The organism is Aeromonas sp., assembly GCF_050633025.1.
GTDB lineage: Bacteria > Pseudomonadota > Gammaproteobacteria > Enterobacterales > Aeromonadaceae > Aeromonas.
Genome location: NZ_JBODRQ010000038.1, coordinates 1 through 19960, shown reverse-complemented (window position 1 = coordinate 19960; position 19960 = coordinate 1). Strand labels below are relative to the sequence as shown.

At 58.7% G+C, this 19960-nt stretch carries 18 protein-coding genes, 1 other RNA gene and 1 riboswitch; of the genes, 9 read left to right on the top strand and 10 right to left on the bottom strand.

Translation table 11 applies throughout. The annotated features are described in order from the left end of the window. Positions 1 to 63 precede the first annotated feature (63 nt). The 3 genes from ACRAUW_RS07525 to moaA form a co-directional block, all read right to left on the bottom strand. Positions 64 to 318 carry a chaperone NapD gene (locus ACRAUW_RS07525; protein WP_031227438.1) on the bottom strand — a complete coding sequence of 85 codons (255 nt, stop codon included), beginning with the start codon at positions 316 to 318 and terminating at the stop codon, positions 64 to 66. 29 nt (positions 319 to 347) lie between these two features. Continuing rightward, the gene (napF, locus tag ACRAUW_RS07520; protein ID WP_431361782.1) at positions 348 to 890 is read right to left on the bottom strand and encodes a ferredoxin-type protein NapF; all 543 of its coding nucleotides are present in this window, start codon (positions 888 to 890) and stop codon (positions 348 to 350) included. A 239-nt stretch (positions 891 to 1129) separates the two neighbouring features. Then, the gene (gene moaA, locus ACRAUW_RS07515) at positions 1130 to 2125 is read right to left on the bottom strand and encodes a GTP 3',8-cyclase MoaA (RefSeq protein ID WP_158109458.1); all 996 of its coding nucleotides are present in this window, start codon (positions 2123 to 2125) and stop codon (positions 1130 to 1132) included. After that, positions 2113 to 2253, bottom strand: a riboswitch (molybdenum cofactor riboswitch). Its footprint overlaps the gene before it by 13 nt. Before the next feature lie 78 nt (positions 2254 to 2331). Between moaA and narQ the strand changes: the two genes are divergently transcribed. From narQ to ACRAUW_RS07500, 3 genes are all read left to right on the top strand, one after another. Next, complete coding sequence (gene narQ / locus ACRAUW_RS07510) at positions 2332 to 4044, top strand: nitrate/nitrite two-component system sensor histidine kinase NarQ (protein ID WP_431361781.1); 1713 nt, start codon at positions 2332 to 2334, stop codon at positions 4042 to 4044. Next, positions 4044 to 4682: a two-component system response regulator NarL gene (gene narL / locus ACRAUW_RS07505; RefSeq protein WP_236296635.1), complete on the top strand. Its 639-nt coding sequence runs from the start codon at positions 4044 to 4046 to the stop codon at positions 4680 to 4682. The genes narQ and narL overlap by 1 nt, the downstream gene beginning before the upstream one ends. A gap of 103 nt (positions 4683 to 4785) precedes the next feature. Next, positions 4786 to 5361 carry an LON peptidase substrate-binding domain-containing protein gene (locus ACRAUW_RS07500; protein ID WP_431361780.1) on the top strand — a complete coding sequence of 192 codons (576 nt, stop codon included), beginning with the start codon at positions 4786 to 4788 and terminating at the stop codon, positions 5359 to 5361. A 249-nt stretch (positions 5362 to 5610) separates the two neighbouring features. On the opposite strand, the gene ACRAUW_RS07495 is transcribed toward ACRAUW_RS07500, so the two are convergent. Both ACRAUW_RS07495 and ACRAUW_RS07490 read right to left on the bottom strand, forming a co-directional pair. Then, entirely contained in the window at positions 5611 to 7707 is a 2097-nt protein-coding gene (locus ACRAUW_RS07495) for an ATP-binding protein (protein WP_431361779.1), read from the bottom strand. 31 nt (positions 7708 to 7738) lie between these two features. Then, positions 7739 to 8923 (bottom strand): FIST signal transduction protein, encoded by a 1185-nt coding sequence (locus ACRAUW_RS07490; RefSeq protein ID WP_431361778.1) that lies wholly within the window; start codon positions 8921 to 8923, stop codon positions 7739 to 7741. Positions 8924 to 9036: 113 nt separating this feature from the next. On the opposite strand from ACRAUW_RS07490, the gene ACRAUW_RS07485 reads away from it, so the two are divergent. Beyond that, on the top strand, positions 9037 to 9951 hold the full coding sequence (locus ACRAUW_RS07485; protein ID WP_431361777.1) for a gluconeogenesis factor YvcK family protein: 915 nt from the start codon (positions 9037 to 9039) through the stop codon (positions 9949 to 9951). 39 nt (positions 9952 to 9990) lie between these two features. Here the strand turns inward: ACRAUW_RS07485 and ACRAUW_RS07480 are convergent, their stop codons facing one another. The 3 genes from ACRAUW_RS07480 to lpcA form a co-directional block, all read right to left on the bottom strand. Further along, positions 9991 to 10326, bottom strand: a complete 336-nt coding sequence (locus ACRAUW_RS07480) for an Hpt domain-containing protein (protein WP_019446543.1) — start codon at positions 10324 to 10326, stop codon at positions 9991 to 9993. Between the two features lie 291 nt (positions 10327 to 10617). After that, complete coding sequence (locus ACRAUW_RS07475) at positions 10618 to 11427, bottom strand: class II glutamine amidotransferase (protein ID WP_005353514.1); 810 nt, start codon at positions 11425 to 11427, stop codon at positions 10618 to 10620. Between the two features lie 164 nt (positions 11428 to 11591). Next, positions 11592 to 12170: a D-sedoheptulose 7-phosphate isomerase gene (lpcA, locus tag ACRAUW_RS07470; protein WP_431361776.1), complete on the bottom strand. Its 579-nt coding sequence runs from the start codon at positions 12168 to 12170 to the stop codon at positions 11592 to 11594. Positions 12171 to 12426: 256 nt separating this feature from the next. Here lpcA and fadE point away from each other — a divergent pair, with 256 nt between their 5' ends. Together fadE and ACRAUW_RS07460 are read left to right on the top strand one after the other, a co-directional pair. Continuing rightward, the gene (gene fadE / locus ACRAUW_RS07465) at positions 12427 to 14883 is read left to right on the top strand and encodes an acyl-CoA dehydrogenase FadE (protein ID WP_431361775.1); all 2457 of its coding nucleotides are present in this window, start codon (positions 12427 to 12429) and stop codon (positions 14881 to 14883) included. A gap of 181 nt (positions 14884 to 15064) precedes the next feature. After that, the gene (locus ACRAUW_RS07460) at positions 15065 to 16339 is read left to right on the top strand and encodes an amidohydrolase (protein WP_431361774.1); all 1275 of its coding nucleotides are present in this window, start codon (positions 15065 to 15067) and stop codon (positions 16337 to 16339) included. A gap of 81 nt (positions 16340 to 16420) precedes the next feature. Here ACRAUW_RS07460 and ACRAUW_RS07455 read toward each other — a convergent pair whose 3' ends face one another. Continuing rightward, a complete protein-coding gene (locus ACRAUW_RS07455) occupies positions 16421 to 16768 on the bottom strand; it encodes an RnfH family protein (RefSeq protein ID WP_431361773.1) in 348 nt (115 codons plus the stop codon). Then, positions 16761 to 17195: an SRPBCC family protein gene (locus tag ACRAUW_RS07450; protein ID WP_033136254.1), complete on the bottom strand. Its 435-nt coding sequence runs from the start codon at positions 17193 to 17195 to the stop codon at positions 16761 to 16763. Before ACRAUW_RS07450 ends, ACRAUW_RS07455 begins: the two co-directional genes overlap by 8 nt. Before the next feature lie 169 nt (positions 17196 to 17364). Between ACRAUW_RS07450 and smpB the strand changes: the two genes are divergently transcribed. The 3 genes from smpB (at position 17365) to ACRAUW_RS07435 (ending at position 19806) form a co-directional block, all read left to right on the top strand. Then, complete coding sequence (gene smpB / locus ACRAUW_RS07445) at positions 17365 to 17853, top strand: SsrA-binding protein SmpB (RefSeq protein WP_431361772.1); 489 nt, start codon at positions 17365 to 17367, stop codon at positions 17851 to 17853. Positions 17854 to 18015: 162 nt separating this feature from the next. Beyond that, positions 18016 to 18375, top strand: a transfer-messenger RNA (tmRNA) gene (gene ssrA / locus ACRAUW_RS07440). Positions 18376 to 18555: 180 nt separating this feature from the next. Next, a complete protein-coding gene (locus ACRAUW_RS07435; protein ID WP_431361771.1) occupies positions 18556 to 19806 on the top strand; it encodes an integrase domain-containing protein in 1251 nt (416 codons plus the stop codon). Positions 19807 to 19960 lie beyond the last annotated feature (154 nt).

Sequence of the window (19960 nt, the reverse complement as noted above, 5' to 3'; positions counted from 1 at the left end):
AATCTGTCGAACGGGAGCCAGCCATCAGCGGTAGAGGGCACGCCCGGCATCCCATCACTCTTTTCAGTGACCGCCCAGTTCATCGAACTGGTGGTAAATCAGGGCGGCAGAGAGCACGCCCGGCATCGCCTGTATCGCATCAATGGCCGCCATGATCGGCCGCTGGCTTGGACCTTCCAGGGTCACGACCAGCTTGCCCTCGTCACTGACGGCGTGGATCTCGGCCCCTTCAAGGGCGCCAATCTGCTCGGCGAGCTGATGGCGCAAGGGGGGCTGGGTCAGCACCACCAGACTCGATACATGGAACTCCTGATCCATTGTGGCTTCTGTGTCACACAGCTTCTGACTCATTCTGACTCCTGCTTGAGGGTGGACTGGCTCGCACCACCGGATGGGACGGCTCGCCCGTCGACCTTGATGCTACCAACCGGACAATCCTGCACACAGGCGCCGCAGCCATTACAGCGATCCGGCTCCACTGTCGGGGTGGGCACACGCCCCAGCACCGGAATAAAACGAATGGCATTGGGCTCGCAGCTGTCCTGACAGCGCTGGCAGAACACCTGACCATTGGCCAGACAGTTGGCCTCGATATGGGCCTTATAGTGCCAGGGGGACTCGCTGGTCGGGCGAAACAGCGGCGCCTTGCAGACTGTGACGCACTCGGTGCAGAAGGTGCATTCGCCACGCTGGAAATCGACCACCGGAAAACCGCCCTCGCCATTCACCAGGATCTGCTCCGGACAGGCGGCCAGACACTCCCCGCAGCGGGTGCAGTCGGCGACAAATGCCGACCAGTTGACTGACCAGGGCAACTGCACCGGCGGTTCGACAGTTCTCAGTCGCCCCCGGAACAGGCCGCGGCGGGCAAGATCGATCTCATCCGGCATGTTGACTCCTGTTCTGGTGAAAAAGGGGACAGTGCGAGTCCATGATTGGCATTCTTGATACCAATTATAAGAGTGGGTGTATATTGCGGCCCTGACAAGGTAAGGGATATACCACCAGGGAGATAAACAGGGGGGATTCTTGCGCCAGATCAAAGCCTTGCAGCGTAATAAAAATGGAGGTATCGGTTAAAATACCTCCATATGAGGATTGCTATTTAATCGTTGGGGATTTTTTGCAGTTATCCGCCGATCGAGGCGAGATGAGGAGTGATGCCGGCATTGCCTTCATGAAGCCGATGGGTGGCACTCTTGCCCGCAAGTGCCGCGCGAATGCGCTGTTGCAGCTCATCGGATTGCCCATCTGCGCCGAGCAGATCCCGCAGGTCGATGCCGTTGTCGCCAAACAGGCACAGATGCAGCTTCCCCAGCGAGGAGACCCGCAGCCGGTTGCAACCAGCACAGAAATCCTTGCTGTAGGGCATGATGAGCCCCACCCCACCCTGCGATTCCGGGTGCATAAAGACCTGCGCCGGACCGTCATCCGTGCCCCGCAACTGCTGCACCCAGCCGCTCTCCAGCAAGCGCTGTTTGATCTGCTCGCCACTGACATGGTGGTCACGAAACAGGGTATCCATCTCGCCGGTCTGCATCAGTTCGATAAAGCGCAGCTCGATGGGCTTGTGCCTGATCCAGCCGAGAAAGGCATCAAGCTGGTAGTCGTTGAGCCCCTTGAGCAGCACCGCATTGATCTTCACCGATTTGAAACCGGCGGCCAGTGCTGCTTCGATCCCCTCCATCACCTCGGCCAGCTTGTTCTCACCGGTGATCTGGTGAAACTGGCGCGGGTCGAGACTGTCGACACTGACATTCAGCGCGTTGAGTCCGGCATCAAACCACTCCTGAGCCCGCTCCTTGAGGCGATAGCCGTTGGTGGTCATGGCGACCTTCTCGATACCCGGGGTGGTGGCAATCACCTTGACGATCTCGGTGAAATCGCGGCGCAGGGAAGGCTCGCCCCCCGTGATGCGCACCTTGCGGGTGCCCATGGCGGCAAAACCGCTGACCACACGGCGGATCTCGTCAATCGAGAGAAAGGGTTGACGCCCAGCTTTGTGACCTTCCGGGGGGCGATAGCCGTCAGGCAGGCAATAGGTGCAACGGAAATTGCACACATCGGTCACCGACAGACGCAAATAGTAAAAACGACGGGAAAAACCATCTTCAAGTGGCAACATAAACACCTTTCCAAATACGGGAGGCCAGGGCATTTCTTTCCTGACCCTTACAGCTCGAACGTCGGCTGACGGCTGGTTTCCCCCTATCGCTAGGACTTAGGCAAAACCGCTCGGAGTTCATCTAGTTTTTCGATGCTAACACAAGTTGGAGTACACTCCCACGCATCTTGCGGGGTCCTTATCACTATTCAGAGGTGCGCATCAGTATGGGAAAACGGTTCAGGGTCCATTCGGTCAGCAGTGCCATTGGCCGCGCCATGGTGTTGATCCTCTTCATGGCCAGCCTGATCGCGCTGGTCGCCATGGTCACCCTCTTCTACTCGGTACCCGATGCCAAGGCGATCAACCTCTCCGGTTCGCTGCGGATGCAGGCCTACCGGATGGCCTACGAAATCGAGCGGGGCGACAGCGTGCTGGGGCGCCTCTCACAGTTTGAAGAGACCCTGCACGCCGAAGAGCTGCAGGAGACCCAGCGCTGGATCACGCCAGCCTCCCTGCGTCGCACCTATGGCGAGGTGCTCGGCCAGTGGCAGGTAATGCGCCAGCACATCGAGGATCACACCCCCAGACGGTACACCGATAACACCGAGCAGTTTGTGGCGGCCATCGACAATTTCGTCAATCAGATGCAGTACCACGTGGAATTCAAGGTGCGGATGCTGGCACTGGCAGAGGGGCTCGGCCTGCTGGCCATCATCACTATCGCCTGGTTTACGGTGCGCTTCACCCGCCAGCAGGTGGTCGCCCCCCTCAACCAGCTGGTCTACTGCGCCCGCCAGATCCAGCGGCAGGATTTCGATCTTCAGCTGCCCGCCCACGGCGAAAATGAGCTGGGGGAGCTGTCGCGTGCCTTCGTCACCATGGCGGACGAGCTGGGCAAACTCTATCGGGAGCTGGAGAACAAGGTGGAAGAGAAAACCGCCAAGCTGCAGCAGGCCAACGACACCCTCTCGTTTCTCTACTCGACCGCCCAGAAGCTGCACGCCGCCCCGCTCAGCACCCGTACCCTCATCAAACTGCTGGACCGCGCAGCCGCCCACCAGCATATCGACCATATCCGGCTGACCCGCTTCGAGCACAACGCCATGCCGGTCTATATCTCGGGGCGCACCGGCTGGCCCGGCGATCTCGATGCAGTGGCCAGCTTTTATCTGCAGATGGATGAGCAGGAGTTCGGCCGCCTCGACATCATCAGCCAGCACCCCATCGATGAGCGGTTGATCAAGAACTTCACCATGCTGCTGGCTCAGGTGCTGCACAAAGACCAGACCCTGCTGCAACAGCAGCGACTGCTGCTGATGGAGGAGCGGGCGGTGATAGCCCGGGAGCTGCACGACTCGCTGGCGCAGGCCCTCTCCTACCTCAAGATCCAGTCCACCCTGCTCAAGCGCTCTTACGCCAAGGGGCAGCATGACAAGGCGCAGGAGGCGATGCAGCAGATCGACGAGGGGCTTAGCAATGCCTATACCCAGTTGCGCGAATTGCTCGGTACCTTCCGTCTCACCATTGGCGATGCTAATCTGGGAGAGGCGATCCGGGTGATGCTCGATCAGCTGCAACCCCAGACCCAGGCCGAAATCCGGTTCCATTACGGACTGGCCGACAACGACCTGGAGGCGGGCCAGCATATCCACATTTTGCAGCTGATCCGTGAGGCAGTGCTCAATGCCATCAAACACGCCAACGCGCAAGTGATTGATGTTAGCTGTGAGACCCTTGCCAGTGGTAACATCGAGGTTCAGATTTCAGATGACGGTGTCGGGATCGGACTCGCCAGCTCGGCGATCAACCATTACGGGTTGAGTATCATGAACGAGCGCGCCAGCAAACTGCACGGTCTGCTGACCATCAACGAGCAGCAACCACAAGGCACCTGCGTGCATCTGACCTTTCCCACCAGTCTAGCGAGAGACGCCTGATGGACGAGATGAAATACACAGTTCTGGTCGTAGATGACCATCCCCTCATGCGCAAAGGGATTGTGCAGTTGCTAGCTCTGGAAGAGAACATGGAGGTGACCGGTGAAGCTTCCAACGGCACAGATGCCGTGGCGCTGGCCAAAGAGTCCGAGCCGGACCTGATCCTGCTCGACCTCAATATGAAGGGGCTCTCCGGCCTCGATACCCTCAAGGCGCTGCGGGCCGAAGAGATCACCTCCCAAGTGGTGATCCTCACCGTCTCCGATGCCCGTCAGGATGTGGTGGCCCTGCTCAAGGCCGGTGCCGATGGCTACCTGCTCAAGGATACCGAGCCGGATCTGCTGCTGGCTCAACTGGCCGACGTGATGACCGGCAAGCAGATCCTGAGCGAACCGCTGCGCCCCTATCTCGAAAACATCTACGAGCTGGATCACCTGCAGCAGAAACTGGAAAGCTTAACGCGTCGCGAAATGCAAATCCTACGCGAAATTGCAAAAGGCCTCTCCAACAAACAGGTCGCCTCGGTACTCCATATCTCCGAGGGAACGGTCAAGGTTCATGTGAAGAGCCTGCTGAAGAAACTCGAGGCGCAAAGCCGCGTGGAAGCAGCTGTCATGTATCTGGAGCAGCGCAACTAAGCGCCTTCAACCGCCCGAAAAGCCACCATCCGGTGGCTTTTTTCATTCTCTGGCACAGTCGCTGCATTGCCCTATACAGAAACTGCTCAATGGAGGATGGAACATGAAACTACAACCTTTGGCACTGTTCCCCTTGCCTTCCCACATACTGCCGGGCGGCAAGCTTCCTCTGCGTCTGTTCGAGCCACGCCATCTGCAGATGCTCAAGGAGTCATTCATCAACGATCAGGGCTTTGGCATCGTGATGGAAGAGTCGACCAGCTCCGGTCAATCCGGGCGGATCCTGCCAGTGGGCACCCGGGTCAAGGTAACCGACTTTTATACCCTGAACGATGGACTACTGGGTATCACTGTCCTTGGGCTTGAGCGCTTCTGTATCCACGAGATGGAAACAGATGAGATGGGCCTGCGCCGGGCCAAGGTGGAGATGCTGCCTAACTGGCCGAGCACCCACTCCGATTTCAACGACAAGCTGCTGGTCAATCGCCTGCGCGAGGTGTTCGAGCAGTATCCGGAGCTTGATGAGCTCTATCCGGACAAGCGCTTTGAAGATGCCGCCTGGCTCTGCCAACGCTGGCTCGAGATATTGCCGATGCCGATTTACGAAAAGCAGATGCTGATTGCCAAACAAAACAGCGAAGCAGCCCGTAAATTCCTGCATCGCCTGATTTCACAATGACAAAAACAGCGTTGCAAAATGCAATTATTCCAACAATGAAAATGTGAAATTCGCATTCTGCTAATGAAAAAGAACATATTAAAACATAACAAGAGAGTGCCGCTACGCTAAACGGCCAAAGTTGAACACAAAAGAGTCCCAAAAAAGTTGGCACAGATTTTTCATATAGATTGGTACAACCCGATTTATCCCGTGCTCTCTTCAGTATTTGCTGAAGAACTGGTCAACCCACAAAGTTGACCATTTTTTTTATCCGCGCGTCGGCAACCGCTGACCAAAGTGACGCTGCAAACACTCTCTCAGCCGTGACAAGGTGATGGGCTTGGCGAGAAAGTCATCCATCCCCTGCGCCAGACAGCACGCCTTGTCCTCCGCCATCGCATTGGCCGTCAGGGCGACGATAGGCATGGTGCAGCCCAACTCACGCAAGCGCCGGGTGGCTTCCAGCCCGTCCATCAGGGGCATCCGCATATCCATCAGGATCAGATTCGGGAGCTGCTCATCCACCTGCGCCAGCGCCTCCAGACCATTGGCAGCCAGCCGTACCTTGCCCACCAGTTTTTGCAGCATCAGCGACACCACCAGCTGGTTCACCGGGCTGTCTTCCACCACCAGCACATCCAGTGGCAGCAGTGCCGAAGCCTCCTCCTCCCACTGCGGCTGGCTATGGCAAGGCCGCGCCATACCAGGCAGCTCGAACCAGAAGCAACTTCCCTTGCCCGGCTCGCTCTTCAGGTTGATCTCTCCCCCCATAAGTGTCACCAGACGCTTGCTGATGGCAAGGCCGAGGCCAGTACCGGAAAAACGCCGGGTCGCCGAATTGTCGACCTGGGAGAAGGGTTCAAAGAGCTTCGTCTGATCCGCAGGGGAGATACCGATCCCGGTGTCACTCACCGACACCCGCAACTTCTCCTCATGCCAGCCGAGCCGCAGCGTCACTCTGCCCTCATCGGTAAATTTGAGGGCATTGTCGAGCAGATTGCCGATCACCTGGGAGAGCCGCATCGGGTCTCCCTGCAACTCCCGGGGCACAGACTCATCGACCCGATAAACCAGCGAGATCCCCTTGGCGGTCGCGCGAGCTTGCAGCGGCTCGACCAGAGATTGACAAAGCTGGACGGGTTGCAGGGTCTCGCAGTGAAACACCAGGGTTTGCGACTCGATTTTCGAAAAATCGAGCACGTCGTCGATGATGGTTTGCAGCAATCTGGCCGAGTGAGTGGCATGGCGCAGCAGGCTCTGTTGCTCCGGCGCCAGCTCGGCATGCTGCACCAGATCGAGCATCCCCAACACCGCATTCATGGGCGAACGGATCTCGTGGGTCATCATGGCCAGAAACTGGGACTTGGCACGGTTGGCCGCTTCGGCCTCATCCCGTGCCCGCGCCAGCTCCTCTTCCCTACGGATCTGGTTGCTAATATCCCGGGCAGTGCCGCGATAACCGATAAACAGGCCATCATGGTCAAAGCAGGGCTCGGCGCTCACTTCCATCCAGCAGGGGCCGTGTTGCAGCGCAACCTGCATCCGCACCCCTCGCACCGGCTGGCGCAGCTCCAAAAGCTGCAGATATTTCTGGGCATCACAGCTCTGTTTGTTGCAGACGTAGTCATAGAGGGTCGGCCGGGTCGCCTGCAGAGTCATCTCATCCAGATAACCCGGTTCGGAGGCATAGCTGAGACGATGCTCGGCATCTGTCTCCCAGAACCAGTCCGAAGCCATGGCGGCGAAGCTGCGAAAACGGCGTTCGCTGGCCTGCAGCGCCTCGGTTTTTACCGCGACCTGTTCCTGCAAGCGGGCCCGATAGGTGATGTTGACCAGCGCCTGGGCGATGAGCGGACGGCAACGCTCCATGGCGGCCTTGCTGGTGAGATCGAAGGTGCCCGCCCGAGCGTGGCGGCAGATGAGGATGGCGGTAAAACCGGGGGCCTGCAGCCCGGTCAGCATCACGCTGGCCCAGCCCGGCTCGCTCGCCAGCGGCGCCAGCTCAGGCAGTTGGGAGGGATCGTAAATCACCAGAGTTTCACCCGAGATGGCGCGGGCAAATGCCGGGGTCATGCGCCAGCTGCGGGCAGCGTACATCGGCTCGGTACTGAGGTGGGTACTGCCCCGTTCCCCTTCCCAGGCCACCACATCCGCGTGCTCAAAGCCGATAAAGGGTTTGAGCACCTGGATGAGGCTCTCCAGCACCTGCTCCAGCGTCTTGGCATCGGCGAGGGTGGCAACCCCCCCCAGCAGAGTCTGGGACTCGTGACGATACTTGGCCTCGCGCTCGCGGCAACGCATAAGGTCGACCAGCGTGGTCTGCAATTTGTCGCCGAGGGCTTCCAGTTCACTGTTGCCAATCATCTTGTTGCCTGCTCTGTTATGTTCTGCCGACTCAACGGGTCAGGAAAATCACGCTCGATACCATCAGGTTGCCGTGGGCCAGCTCGCCATTGGGCAGCCGCCCCTGCTCGCCGAAGGTAAAGGGGGTGATAAAGGGGATCTTGCCGAGGCGAGCCTGGCTCTGCTCGACAAATTGGCACAACATATCACCTAGCGCCAAACGGCAACCAGCACAAAAGATAATGAGAGCGCCGATAGGCTGCAATTCCACATCGACCCCATACCCTGGCTCGATACGCATGGCATTGAGGCTGCGCTGCAACAACCCTTCCTGACTGCTGTACATCAACAGCAGACGCTCCCCTTGCACCACATCGGTAAAGAGCCGCAGCCCGCCCTGTTCGGTCACCGCTTCGGGGTGGGAAAGTTTGTAGTAAGGAATGCCATCCAGTGCTCCCACCTGACGAGCCAGCGGGGTGAGGGTGGTCTCGCGCAAAATCGCCCCCACCGGCCAGGGCTGCTCGCGCCCGCACCAGCGGGCATAGACCTCGGCGGCTGGCTGGTGATCGATGGTGAGTACCTCCCGCCCATTGCAAGCGGTGATCTCGCCGCTGAATTCGGCAGGCACATAGCCGGAGTGAAACTGAAAGGCCAGCTGGCAATCGGGATAGAGCACCGCCAGAGCGATGCCATCCCGCGTCACCGCCTCATCCCAGCAGAGCTGCCAGTCACCGCTAACACTGTTATCTGCCGCGGATCCACCGACCACCGGCACCGAGGCACCGAGTTCGGCCTCGATACCGGCCAGCAGCCCCTCCTCCTTGCCGGGACTGGCGTGAAACAGGATAAGCTGGGGCAACTCGCCCGGTCGGCCGCAATCACTCATGGCTCGGCGCAGCAATTGCCGCACATCCACCCCGTCACCGCTGGCACCGGCTACCCCGAATGCCCCTTTCTCATCGTACAGGGCAGCAACGGCCAGCCCATATCCGTCTCGGGCATGGTGTCCCATCTCGGTCATGACGCCACCGCAAGAGCTGCATCCCAGCAGGCGGGTCGTCGGGAACTGGCGTTTGAGTGCGTCGCGCAGTATCACCCCCTCATGGGCTTGGGTAAAATAGAGTAACAGCAGGGAGGGGGCCTGATTGGCATGGTGGCGCAGCTGCGCGCAGATATCTTGGGCCGCCAGCGATGAATTCTGGGCGAGGGAGTGAACGGTCAGAAATTTCAACACCATCTCCTTGTTTTATCGAATGGCAGCCTCAAGCAAAAATCATACCTTTATCAAACAATTATCTCGCTTCTCTTGCTAACATAGCGGTCAACAGAGACCAATAACAGGATGCCCATATGTGGCAAAAAAACATCAATGACTTCGATCGGGTCGTTGCCATCGGTGGTGGTCACGGCATGGGACGAGTGCTTTCGTCCCTCTCGTTTCTCGGTCAACGGCTCACCGGCATTGTCACCACCACAGATGATGGCGGCTCGACCGGACGCCTGCGCAAGAGTCAGGAGTGCATCGCCTGGGGCGATCTGCGCAACTGCCTGAACCAGCTGGTGACCGACCCCAGTATCGGTAGCCTGTTGTTCGAATACCGCTTCGCCGGCAAAGGCGAGCTGGCGGGCCACAACCTTGGCAATCTGATGCTGCTGGCGCTCGATAATCTCTGTGTCCGTCCTCTTGATGCTATCAAGCTGATCAGTGACATGCTCAAAATCGAGTCACAATTGCTACCCATGTCTGAATTTCCCACCGATCTCTGCGCCCATATGGAGTGTGGCACCCAAATCCTGGGAGAGGTATCCATCGATCAACTGGCAACACCGCCCCTCTCCCTCGGCCTGATGCCGGAGGTGCAAGCGACCCGGGAAGCGGTGCTGGCACTGCAGCAGGCGGACATAATCATTCTGGGGCCGGGCAGTTTTCTCACCTCCATCATGCCACCACTGCTGCTGGCCGAGATCGCCCAGGCCATCAACGAGAGCAGCGCCATGCTGGTTTTCGTCTGCAATCTGGTGGCGGAAAACGGCCCTGCCAGTCAGCTGGATCTGATGAGTCAGTGTCGCTGGCTGGAATCCCGGGTCGGTCAGGGTCGGCTGGATGCCATCCTGGCCCCACAAGGCGCGGGTGATGCGGGGGACTGGCAAGGGCGAGTGATCGAAGCCGAGCTGGGCGAGCTTGAGCTGCCCCATCGGCACGATCGGTTGAAACTGAAACTGGCGCTGGACCGGATCATCCAGCAACTGCTCAACCAGCGTTAGGCAACGGTCACGGCGCCCCGGCATCCCTGCATGGCGCCGTTACTGATAATCGGCAAGAAACGCGAGCACCTGGGGCAAGGAGGCCTCCAGCAGTTGCAACTGGCGCTCTGCCTCGGCCACATCGGCCTGCTTGCTGGCCATCTCCAGCGCCATCACCTGCTGATAACTCGGTATGGCGCCATAGCTGCCACAGGATGATTTCATGCTGTGCGCCACCCGGGCCAGCGCCTCCCACTCCCCCTGCTCATAGAGGGGTCTGAGCTGACTCAGCTGCTCGCCCACCTCTTCAATAAAGACTGCGATGACCACGGGCAGCATATCCGGACCGATATCCTCTGCCAGCTGCTGCAACACCTTGCGATCCACCCACTCCATGCGAGGCTCCTCCAGAACGGTATTCAAACAGACCATACTATAGATAGTTTTCGATGTCGTGGCTCACGACCAGGCAGTGATGAAGCACCCGATTGGATGGCTCAGGGAATAAAGTGGCAAAAAATGTGATCAGTATCGAAATAGCAATACTGAAACGCCCGTCAAGACAACAACTTGATTGCCAAAAATTAACAATTGATCAACACTTAATGCCGTCAGAGTGATGATGCTCAGCAACACCTCTCATCCCTTTTGCCTTTTATGGCTGCTGCGAAGAACCAGGGTAGGTATCTACCCTGGTATTTTTTTATCTTGCTCAAGCGCGACCTGGTTGGTCGCCACCCGCTCCCCCATGCGAAACAGATTGAATTCGCCGGGCGCCATTTTGACCCAATTCTCATTGCCGGTCAGCGGACGGGTGGTGATCAGGGTGACCACATCGTTGGGGGTGGTCTCCCTTTGAAAGTCGATCACCACCTCCTCATCCAGCAGGCTCGCCTCGCCAAACGGCGCACAGCGGGTCAGCCAGTGCAGGTTGTTGCTGCAGTAGCTCATCACGTACTCCCCGTCAGAGAGCAGCATGTTGAACACCCCGAACGCTCTGAGCTCGTCACACAGGGTAGCGAGATAGCGAAACATGGCGGGAAAGTTGGCAGGACGCTTGGGATATTTTTGCTCCAGCCGATCGAGCAGCCAGCAGAAGGCGTGCTCGCTGTCGGTATCCCCCACCGGCCGGTGGCGGCCGGTTGGCAGCTTCTTGTAGCCGGTCAGCTGACCATTGTGGGCAAAGGTCCAGTAACGGCCCCACAGCTCACGGGTAAAGGGGTGGGTATTTTCCAGCGACACGCAGCCACGGTTGGCCTGCCGGATGTGGCTGACCACGGCGCAGCTCTTGATGGGCAGCGCCTGTACCAGTCTGGCGATGGGAGATTGGGCGCTGGGCTCGGGATCCTTGAAAGTGCGAAAGCCCTTCCCCTCGTAGAAGGTGATCCCCCAGCCATCCTTGTGGGGCCCTGTCTTGCCGCCGCGCAGCATCAACCCGGTAAAGCTGAAGCAGATATCGGTCGGCACATTGGCACTCATGCCGAGCAGTTCGCACATATCCGGCAGACTCCTTTCATGATTTGGCTTGTGTCATGTTCGACCAGCACGCTGGTTCGACAGACAGCAGGGGAAGGCGCAATTCCTTCCCCTGTGACTGACAACAACCGGCAGATGGCAAACCATGCAACCTGTGTTGCCCTTGTCTGGTAGTGACAGCCTGATTACTTGGCCATCTCTTTTTCGACCAGCTGGATCAGGATGTGGATCACCTTGATGTGCACTTCCTGAATACGGTCGGCATAGCCAAAGTGCGGAACCCGGATCTCGACATCCGCCAGACCCGCCATCTTACCGCCATCCTTGCCGGTCAGGGCGATCACTTTCATCCCTTTGGCGCGGGCAGCCTCGATGGCTTTCAGGATATTGCCGGAGTTGCCGCTGGTGGAGATGCCAAGCAGCACGTCGCCACGGCGGCCGACCGCTTCTACGTAGCGGGAGAAGACATAGTCATAGCCAAAGTCGTTGGAGACGCAGGAGAGGTGGCTCGGATCGGAGATGGCGATACCGGCATAACCCGGACGGTTTTCACGGTAACGACCGGTCAGCTCTTCGGCAAAGTGCATGGCGTCACAGTGGGAACCACCGTTGCCACAAGAGAGCACCTTGCCCTCTGCTTTGAAAGAGTCAGCCAGCAGTTTGGCGGCCGCTTCGATGTTTTTCAGGTTCTGCTCATCAGCCAGGAAGGCCTGCAGCACGCTGGCAGCTTCGGTCAGTTCATTGCGGATCAATTCTTGGTACATGATGTCTCTTCCACTGTTTTTAGTGTGCGTGTAGATAGCGGCTATTCTCGCACAAGCGAATCGCACAGTCGCCCCCCTGCGAGCCACAGCGCTGGCGGCGCGTGAGCGTTATGGGGATCACAGAGAGAAGGTAATGAAGATGTAAACAGCTTGATAACTTTGTGCGTATGAATTACAACAGGGGCCATATCCAACAGGTCAGACCTCTGGATGAGTTACACCACGTTGGCACATTTATACACGCAAGGAGCAAGCAATGACGACGACCCTCACTCTGCTCGGGGTGATCCTGGTTATCGGAGCCCTGGCATATCGCCGGGCATCCCTGTTCATCTCCACCCTGGTCACCGGCGCAGCCCTGGTGCTTGGCGCCATCTATGGTCATGTGCCCTTGCTGGTATGGGCGCTGTTCGCGGTGATCGCCATCCCGCTCAATCTGGTGGAATTTCGCCGCAATCAAATAACCAAGCCGCTGTTCAAGATCTACAAATCAATCATGCCGGAGATGTCCCGCACCGAGAAAGAGGCGATTGAAGCGGGCACCACCTGGTGGGAAGCCGATCTGTTCGCGGGCAACCCGGACTGGAAAAAGCTGCACGCCATCCCGGTCAGTACCCTCTCTGCCGAAGAGCAGGCCTTTATGGATGGTCCGGTCGAGGAAGTGTGCCGCATGGTGAGCGACTGGGAAGTGACCCACGAGCGCGCGGACCTCTCCCCCGAGGTGTGGCAATACCTGAAGGACAACAAGTTCTTCGCCATGATCATCAAGAAGAAATATGGCGGTCTGGAGTTCTCGGCCTATGCCCAGTCCTGCGTACTGCAAAAACTGACTGGTGCCAGTGCCGTGCTCGCCTCCACCGTCGGCGTGCCCAACTCGCTGGGCCCGGGCGAACTACTGCAGCACTATGGCACTGACGAGCAGAAGGATTACTACCTGCCCCGTCTGGCGGTCGGCAAAGAGATCCCCTGCTTCGCCCTGACCAGCCCGGAAGCGGGTTCTGACGCAGGTTCCATCCCCGACTTCGGCATCGTCTGCAAAGGCGAGTGGGAAGGAAAAGAGGTGCTCGGTATGCGCCTGACCTGGAACAAGCGCTACATCACCCTCGCCCCCATTGCTACCGTGCTGGGTCTGGCCTTCAAACTGCGTGACCCCGAACACCTGCTGGGTGAAGAGGAAGAGCTCGGCATCACCTGCGCCCTCATTCCCACTCACATCAAGGGTGTCGGCATCGGCCGTCGCCACTTCCCGCTCAACGTGCCGTTCCAGAACGGCCCAACCCAGGGCAAGGATGTGTTCGTACCGCTCGATTTCATCATCGGTGGCCCGGCCATGGCCGGTCAGGGCTGGCGCATGCTGGTCGAGTGTCTGTCGGTCGGTCGCGGCATCACCTTGCCCTCCAACAGCACAGGTGGCGTCAAGATGCTGGCCCTGGCGAGCGGTGCCTACAGCCGCATCCGTCGCCAGTTCAAGCTGCCCATCGGCAAGATGGAAGGGATTGAAGAGCCGCTGGCCCGCATCGGTGGCAACGCCTATATCATGGGCGCCGCAGCCAACCTGACCGTGACCGGTATCGACCTTGGCGAGAAACCCTCGGTCATCTCCGCCATCGTCAAATACCACCTCACCGACCGTGCCCAGAAGTGCATCATCGATGCCATGGACATCCACGGCGGCAAGGCCATCTGCATGGGCCCCAACAACTATCTGGCCCGTGGCTATCAGGGGGCCCCCATCGCCGTTACGGTAGAAGGGGCCAACATTCTGACCCGCAGCATGATCATCTATGGTCAGGGCGCTATCCGCTGCCACCCGTATGTACTGCCGGAGATGCTGGCCGCCAGCCATCCCGACAAGGAGCAGGCGCTGAAAGATTTCGACAAGGCGGTATTCAGCCACGTCGGCTTTGCCATCAGCAACCTGGTACGCAGCTTCTGGCTTGGTATCACCGGCGCCCGCTTTGCCGCGGCCCCTTACAAGGATCAGACCAAGGGTTACTACCAGCAGCTCTCCCGCCTCTCGGCCAACCTGGCGTTCCTGTCAGACATGGCGATGGGCACCCTGGGTGGCGAGCTCAAACGCAAGGAACGGGTCTCCGCCCGTCTTGGCGACGTATTGAGCCAGCTTTATCTGGCCTCCAGCGCCCTCAAGCGCTATCAGGATGAGGGACGCCAGCAGGCCGACCTGCCGCTGCTGCACTGGGCACTGCAAGATGCCATGTTCAAGGCACAAGAGGCGATCGACGAGCTGCTGCGCAACTTCCCGAACCGCTGGATTGGTCTGGCCCTGCGTGCCGTAGTGCTGCCGCTGGGTCGTGACCTGAACCGTCCGTGTGACAAGCTGGATCAACAGGTTGCCCGTCTGCTGCAAACCCCGAGCGAAACCCGCAGCCGCCTGGCCAAGGGCCAATACCTGACCCGCGAAGAGGGCAACCCCTTCGGTCTGCTGGAGCAGGCGCTCGATGACGTGCTGGCCGCCGAGCCGCTGTTCGAGAAAGTCTGCAAGAGCGATGGCATCAAGCGCCCCTTCATGGCGCTGGACAAGGTGGCCGACATTGGCCTGGCCGCTGGTGTACTGACCCAGAGCGAAGCCGAGCTGCTGCGCCGCGCCGAGGTAAGTCGCCTGCGCACCATCAACGTCGATGACTTTGACCCCATCGATCTGGTGGCCAACAAGAAGCTGTTTGAAGCCTCCGCTTACCATCACGCCGCCTGATATCAAGGCATTCTGACAACGCCTCCCTTGTGGAGGCGTTTTTTATGGGCGCTCACTACTATTCACGGCCCGAACAGCCACCACTTGCACTCACAGCTCCCCCGACCAGCTGCAGCCCCCGTGTGGTCAGCCGCGAAAAAAGGCACAATAGCCGACAAATCGAATCACCAAGGAAGCCAAGATGACCCTGGAGCACCTGATCCTGTGGCGCCGCGACCTGCACCGCCTGCCGGAAGCGGCCTGGAAAGAGTTTCGTACCACCAGCCTGATTGCCCACCATCTGAATGAACTCGGCTATCGCATCGTGCTCGGCGACAAGCTGCTGGCCAGCAATCTGATGATGGGGCGTGATGTGGATGTGGCGGCCGAGAAGGCTCGCGCCCGCCGTCAGGGAGCCCATCCCGACTGGCTGGAGCGCATTGGCGACGTGACTGGGCTGATGGGGGAGCTGGATACCGGCCGTCCCGGCCCGACCCTGGCCTTTCGCTTCGACATCGACGCGGTGGAGGTGGAAGAGTCCGACGCCGAACAGCACCAGCCGCAGCAGGAGGGTTTTGCCTCCCACAACAAGGGGTGGATGCACGCCTGCGCTCACGATGGCCACACCGCCATCGGCATGGGGCTGGCCAGCAGCCTGATGGCGATGAAAGAGCAGCTGTGCGGCCGCATCAAGCTGTTCTTCCAACCCGCCGAAGAGGGGTGCCGCGGTGGCAAGGCGCTGGCTGCCGGTGGCGCACTCGATGACGTGGATGCCCTGCTCTCGCTCCATATCGGTATTCACGCTGGCAGCGGCGAGCTGGTGATCAACCCCACCGAGTTTCTCTGCTCCACCAAGTTCGACGTCCACTTTATGGGCACCGCCGCCCATGCAGGGCTCGAACCCAATGCCGGCAGCAATGCGCTGGCCGCCGCCTGCATGGCCACCACCGCCATGCTCGGCATTCCGCGCCACCGCGACGGCATGACCCGCATCAACATCGGCCAACTCCACGCCGGCAGCGGCCGCAACGTCATCCCCGATCATGCCGAGCTACGCGGTGAAACCCGCGGAGCCGACAGCGCCCTCAACGACTACATGTTCAGCCAGGTGCAACGTATCGTCGAAGGTACCGCCCTTGCCCACGGCGTCACCTACCGCATCATCAAACAGGGCGAGGCCATTGCCCTCGACAACAGCCCGGCACTGCAGGCCGAGCTGGCTGCGCTGGCCCGCAAGCAGGGGCTCGCCACCATCCAGACTCGCCGCTTTGGCGCCAGCGAAGATGCCGGTTTTCTGATGGAGCGGGTGCAAAAGCAGGGGGGCGAAGCGGCTTACCTGATCCTGGGGGCCGATCTGGCGGCACCACACCATCACAACGAATTCGATTTCGATGAGCGGGTGATGCAAAGCGGGGTAGAGCTACTGGCCGCCTGGGCACACGCCCGACTGGGTGTGGTAGAAGCAACCCTCTCTTGATATCCCCTCGGCCAGCTCACCGGCTAACGGGATCAAAAAAAGGCGCCTCGGCGCCTTTTTTCTGCAAGAAAGACCTGAGCGCTACTCGCGGAGCTTGCGATGCACATCGGGGCGACCGCCGGTCACGCTATCGGCTCTCCCCTCCTCTTTGGCCTTCTCGGCCCGCTTTTTGCGCATCTCGCGGGGATCGGCGATGAGCGGGCGGTAGATCTCGATACGATCGCCGTCGTGCAGCGGCTCGCTCCCTTTGACCGGACGGCTATAGATGCCGAACTTGTTGACCGACAAGTCGATCTCGGGGTGCTTCTGTACGATGCCGGACTGCTCGATAGCGGCCTGTACGCAAGTCTCGGGAGAGACCCGCAGCGCAATCACCGTCTGGCGCTGCGGCAGGGCATAGACCACTTCGATATTGAGCTGATCAGGCACCGTACACCACCTTGGCCCGGTTGGAGAAGGCGGAGACCATGGAGCTCACCAGATCGCGGAACACCTGACCAAAGGCCACTTCGATGAGCTTGGAGGTAAATTCGAAATCGAGATCGAACTCCACCTTGCAGGCATCTACATCGAGCGGGGTAAAAGTCCACCAGCCCGCCAGCTTGCGGAACGGGCCATCCACCAGCTCCATCCTGATCTGACGGTTCACATCCAGCTGATTGCGAGTGGTAAAGGTCTTGGCAATCCCCGCCTTGGCCACATCGACCGACGCCATCATGTAGTCATCGCCAGCCTCGTGGACACGGCTGCCGACACAGCCGGGCAAAAACTGCGGATAGGCATCCACATCGTTAACCAACTTGAACATCTGTTCTGCACTGAACATCACCAGGGCACTACGCGTAATTCGGGGCATGGCTTTTCCTCATCCAATCGGCGCGATTTTACCACCATGTTTGGGGTTGTGGAGGTAAAACCTCAGCCAAACCGCTCAGAAAGCCACCACTTGACCTGCTGCGCGTTTTACAGCCGCCCCTGCCTACGTATAATACGAGCCTCCTAGTCATTGCCGGAAATCGCCCGTCATGAGCAAAAAAAACAGTAAAAACAAAGCCGGGTCCAGCACCATTGCACTCAACAGAACCGCGCGCCACGAATACTTCATCGAAGAGAAGATCGAAGCGGGTCTGTCCCTGCAAGGGTGGGAAGTCAAATCCCTGCGGGCGGGCAAGGCCAACATCAGCGAAGCCTATGTCATCTTCCGCGATGGCGAGGCCTATCTGTTCGGCTCCAGCTTCCTGCCACTGCAAGCAGCCTCCAGCCACGTGGTATGTGACCCGACCCGCACCCGCAAACTGCTGCTGAGCCGTCGTGAACTCGACAAGCTCGAAAGCCTGATCGCCCGTCAGGGCTACACCATAGTTCCCCTCGCCCTCTACTGGAAACAGTGCTGGGTCAAGGTCGAGATCGGCCTGGTGAAGGGCAAGAAAGAGCACGACAAGCGCGAAGATACCAAGGCCCGCGAGTGGGATCGGGAAAAAGCCCGCATCATGAAGAACAAGTACCGCGGCTAACCCTCTGATGTCCGGACGATTCCCGTCCGGACACCTCACTTCCGGTTCCCCTCCCCCGGCCACTGCGCACAATAAATCGGCAAACAGACGACCAGCTGGCGGGAATAGCCATCAACGCCTTGCTATGACAGCATTTTTGCGTACAATCGCTCTTAACAACTTGGGGCTGATTCTGGATTCGACAAGATTCACGAAACCCAAGGTGCATGCCGAGGTGCGGTAGGCCTCGTTAATAAACCGCAAAAAAATAGTCGCAAACGACGAAAACTACGCACTCGCAGCTTAATAACCTGCGCAGAGCCCTTCTACCCTAGCTTGCCTGTGTCCTAGGGAATCGGAAGGTCATCCTTCACAGGATCGTGTGGAAGTCCTGCTCGGGGCGGAAGCATTAAAACCAATCGAGCTAGTCAATTCGTGGCGTGTCTCTCCGCAGCGGGTTGGCGAATGTAAAGAGTGACTAAGCATGTAGTGCCAAGGATGTAGTAATTTTGGACGGGGGTTCAAATCCCCCCAGCTCCACCAAACAATGTTCCGGCCGGGAACGAAGAAGTACAGAAACCCGCACAGCGTAAGGCTTTGCGGGTTTTTTGTTGTCCTCAGCAGTCCAAGGCGTTCGCCTAAATCCAGCCTAAAGAGTAACATCTGCAGTAACAAGACTCTGGTAACACCGTTTTTGGTGTTACTGCTGGTGGGGGTAACAACATGAGTAGAGACAAGTTGACCGACTCAAAACTGAGGGTCGCTAAACCGGAAGCCAAGGAGTACAACCTAGGCGATGGTGACGGGTTGTACTTGAGGGTTAAACCAAATGGCGCAAGGCTATGGATCTTTAACTACTATCGCCCGGGTAACAAAAAGCGAGCAAATATTGGTTTTGGCCCCTACCCCGATGTGACTTTGGCCGCAGCCCGAGAGCGCCGGCAAGAAGCTCGTGCTCTACTGGCCGATGGCATCGACCCCCAACTTCACCAACAAGAACAAATAGCCATTGCTCAAGCAGAACAAGAGGTCAGTACCAACACCTTTGAATTCATGGCAGCTAAGTGGCTGGACCTGAAACGTCATGATGTGACAGAGGCCTATGCCGACGACTCCTGGCGTTCCCTTGAGATGTATGTGCTGCCATTCATCGGTTCTATGCCCATCCATCAGATCCGAGCCCCCAAGGTCATTGAGATTCTTCGCCCCATTGAAGCTGATGGCAAACTCGAGACGGTACGTCGCCTATGCCAACGCATAAACGAGATCCTCGATTACAGCGTTAACCATGGCCTGCTCGATGCAAATCCCTGCTCAGCGATCCGCAAGGTGTTCAAGAAACCCAACAAAAAACACATGCCCACTCTCACACCAGATGAGTTGCCGTTACTGATGGCTGACATTGCCAATGGGCGGCTAGACCAGACAACCCGCAGCCAAATTGAATGGAGCCTTCATACCTTGGTGCGCCCTGGCGAGTCGGCTGGTACTCGCTGGGATGAAATCGACTTCGAAGCCAATGTGTGGAACATCCCAGCCGAACGGATGAAGATGGATCGTCCACACCGCGTGCCACTCACTCCGCAAGCTCTTTCCCTGCTTGAGCGGATGCGACCAATCAGCGGCCACCGCCCCTTTGTATTTCCGGGACGGCAAGACCCACTGGGCCATATCAACGACCAGAGCGCCAATGCAGCCCTGAAACGGCTGGGGTACGGTGGACGGTTAGTAGCCCACGGCCTGCGCTCACTGGGCAGCACGACTCTCAATGAACAGGGCTTCAACCCTGATGCTATCGAGGCGGCGCTATCCCATGCCGACGACAACGAGATCCGCCGCGCCTATAACCGGTCGGACTACTTCGAACAGCGGGTGATCATGATGGGCTGGTGGAGTGACCACATCGAGCAGGCCAGCCAGGGGAACCTCTCTCTAGCGAGTGGCTTTAAGGCATTGAAGGTGGTGGGCGACTGACGGCCACCCGTTCCCGAACGGCCGGGCCTAGATCGGCCAATCGAAATACAGGAAAACCTAGCCCGCCTGACCCGAGATCAACATCAGGCTCTACGTGAAAAGGTAATGCGAGAATGAGCAAAGACAACCCATTATTACCGCTGGAGTATTGCCG

Bases quoted from the DNA above. Each gene is read 5' to 3' on its own strand.
- ACRAUW_RS07525 (WP_031227438.1), bottom strand. From the start codon at position 318: ATGGATCAGGAGTTCCATGTATCGAGTCTGGTGGTGCTGACCCAGCCC.
- napF (WP_431361782.1), bottom strand. From the start codon at position 890: ATGCCGGATGAGATCGATCTTGCCCGCCGCGGCCTGTTCCGGGGGCGA.
- moaA (WP_158109458.1), bottom strand. From the start codon at position 2,125: ATGTTGCCACTTGAAGATGGTTTTTCCCGTCGTTTTTACTATTTGCGT.
- narQ (WP_431361781.1), top strand. From the start codon at position 2,332: ATGGGAAAACGGTTCAGGGTCCATTCGGTCAGCAGTGCCATTGGCCGC.
- narL (WP_236296635.1), top strand. From the start codon at position 4,044: ATGGACGAGATGAAATACACAGTTCTGGTCGTAGATGACCATCCCCTC.
- ACRAUW_RS07500 (WP_431361780.1), top strand. From the start codon at position 4,786: ATGAAACTACAACCTTTGGCACTGTTCCCCTTGCCTTCCCACATACTG.
- ACRAUW_RS07495 (WP_431361779.1), bottom strand. From the start codon at position 7,707: ATGATTGGCAACAGTGAACTGGAAGCCCTCGGCGACAAATTGCAGACC.
- ACRAUW_RS07490 (WP_431361778.1), bottom strand. From the start codon at position 8,923: ATGGTGTTGAAATTTCTGACCGTTCACTCCCTCGCCCAGAATTCATCG.
- ACRAUW_RS07485 (WP_431361777.1), top strand. From the start codon at position 9,037: ATGTGGCAAAAAAACATCAATGACTTCGATCGGGTCGTTGCCATCGGT.
- ACRAUW_RS07480 (WP_019446543.1), bottom strand. From the start codon at position 10,326: ATGGAGTGGGTGGATCGCAAGGTGTTGCAGCAGCTGGCAGAGGATATC.
- ACRAUW_RS07475 (WP_005353514.1), bottom strand. From the start codon at position 11,427: ATGTGCGAACTGCTCGGCATGAGTGCCAATGTGCCGACCGATATCTGC.
- lpcA (WP_431361776.1), bottom strand. From the start codon at position 12,170: ATGTACCAAGAATTGATCCGCAATGAACTGACCGAAGCTGCCAGCGTG.
- fadE (WP_431361775.1), top strand. From the start codon at position 12,427: ATGACGACGACCCTCACTCTGCTCGGGGTGATCCTGGTTATCGGAGCC.
- ACRAUW_RS07460 (WP_431361774.1), top strand. From the start codon at position 15,065: ATGACCCTGGAGCACCTGATCCTGTGGCGCCGCGACCTGCACCGCCTG.
- ACRAUW_RS07450 (WP_033136254.1), bottom strand. From the start codon at position 17,195: ATGCCCCGAATTACGCGTAGTGCCCTGGTGATGTTCAGTGCAGAACAG.
- smpB (WP_431361772.1), top strand. From the start codon at position 17,365: ATGAGCAAAAAAAACAGTAAAAACAAAGCCGGGTCCAGCACCATTGCA.
- ACRAUW_RS07435 (WP_431361771.1), top strand. From the start codon at position 18,556: ATGAGTAGAGACAAGTTGACCGACTCAAAACTGAGGGTCGCTAAACCG.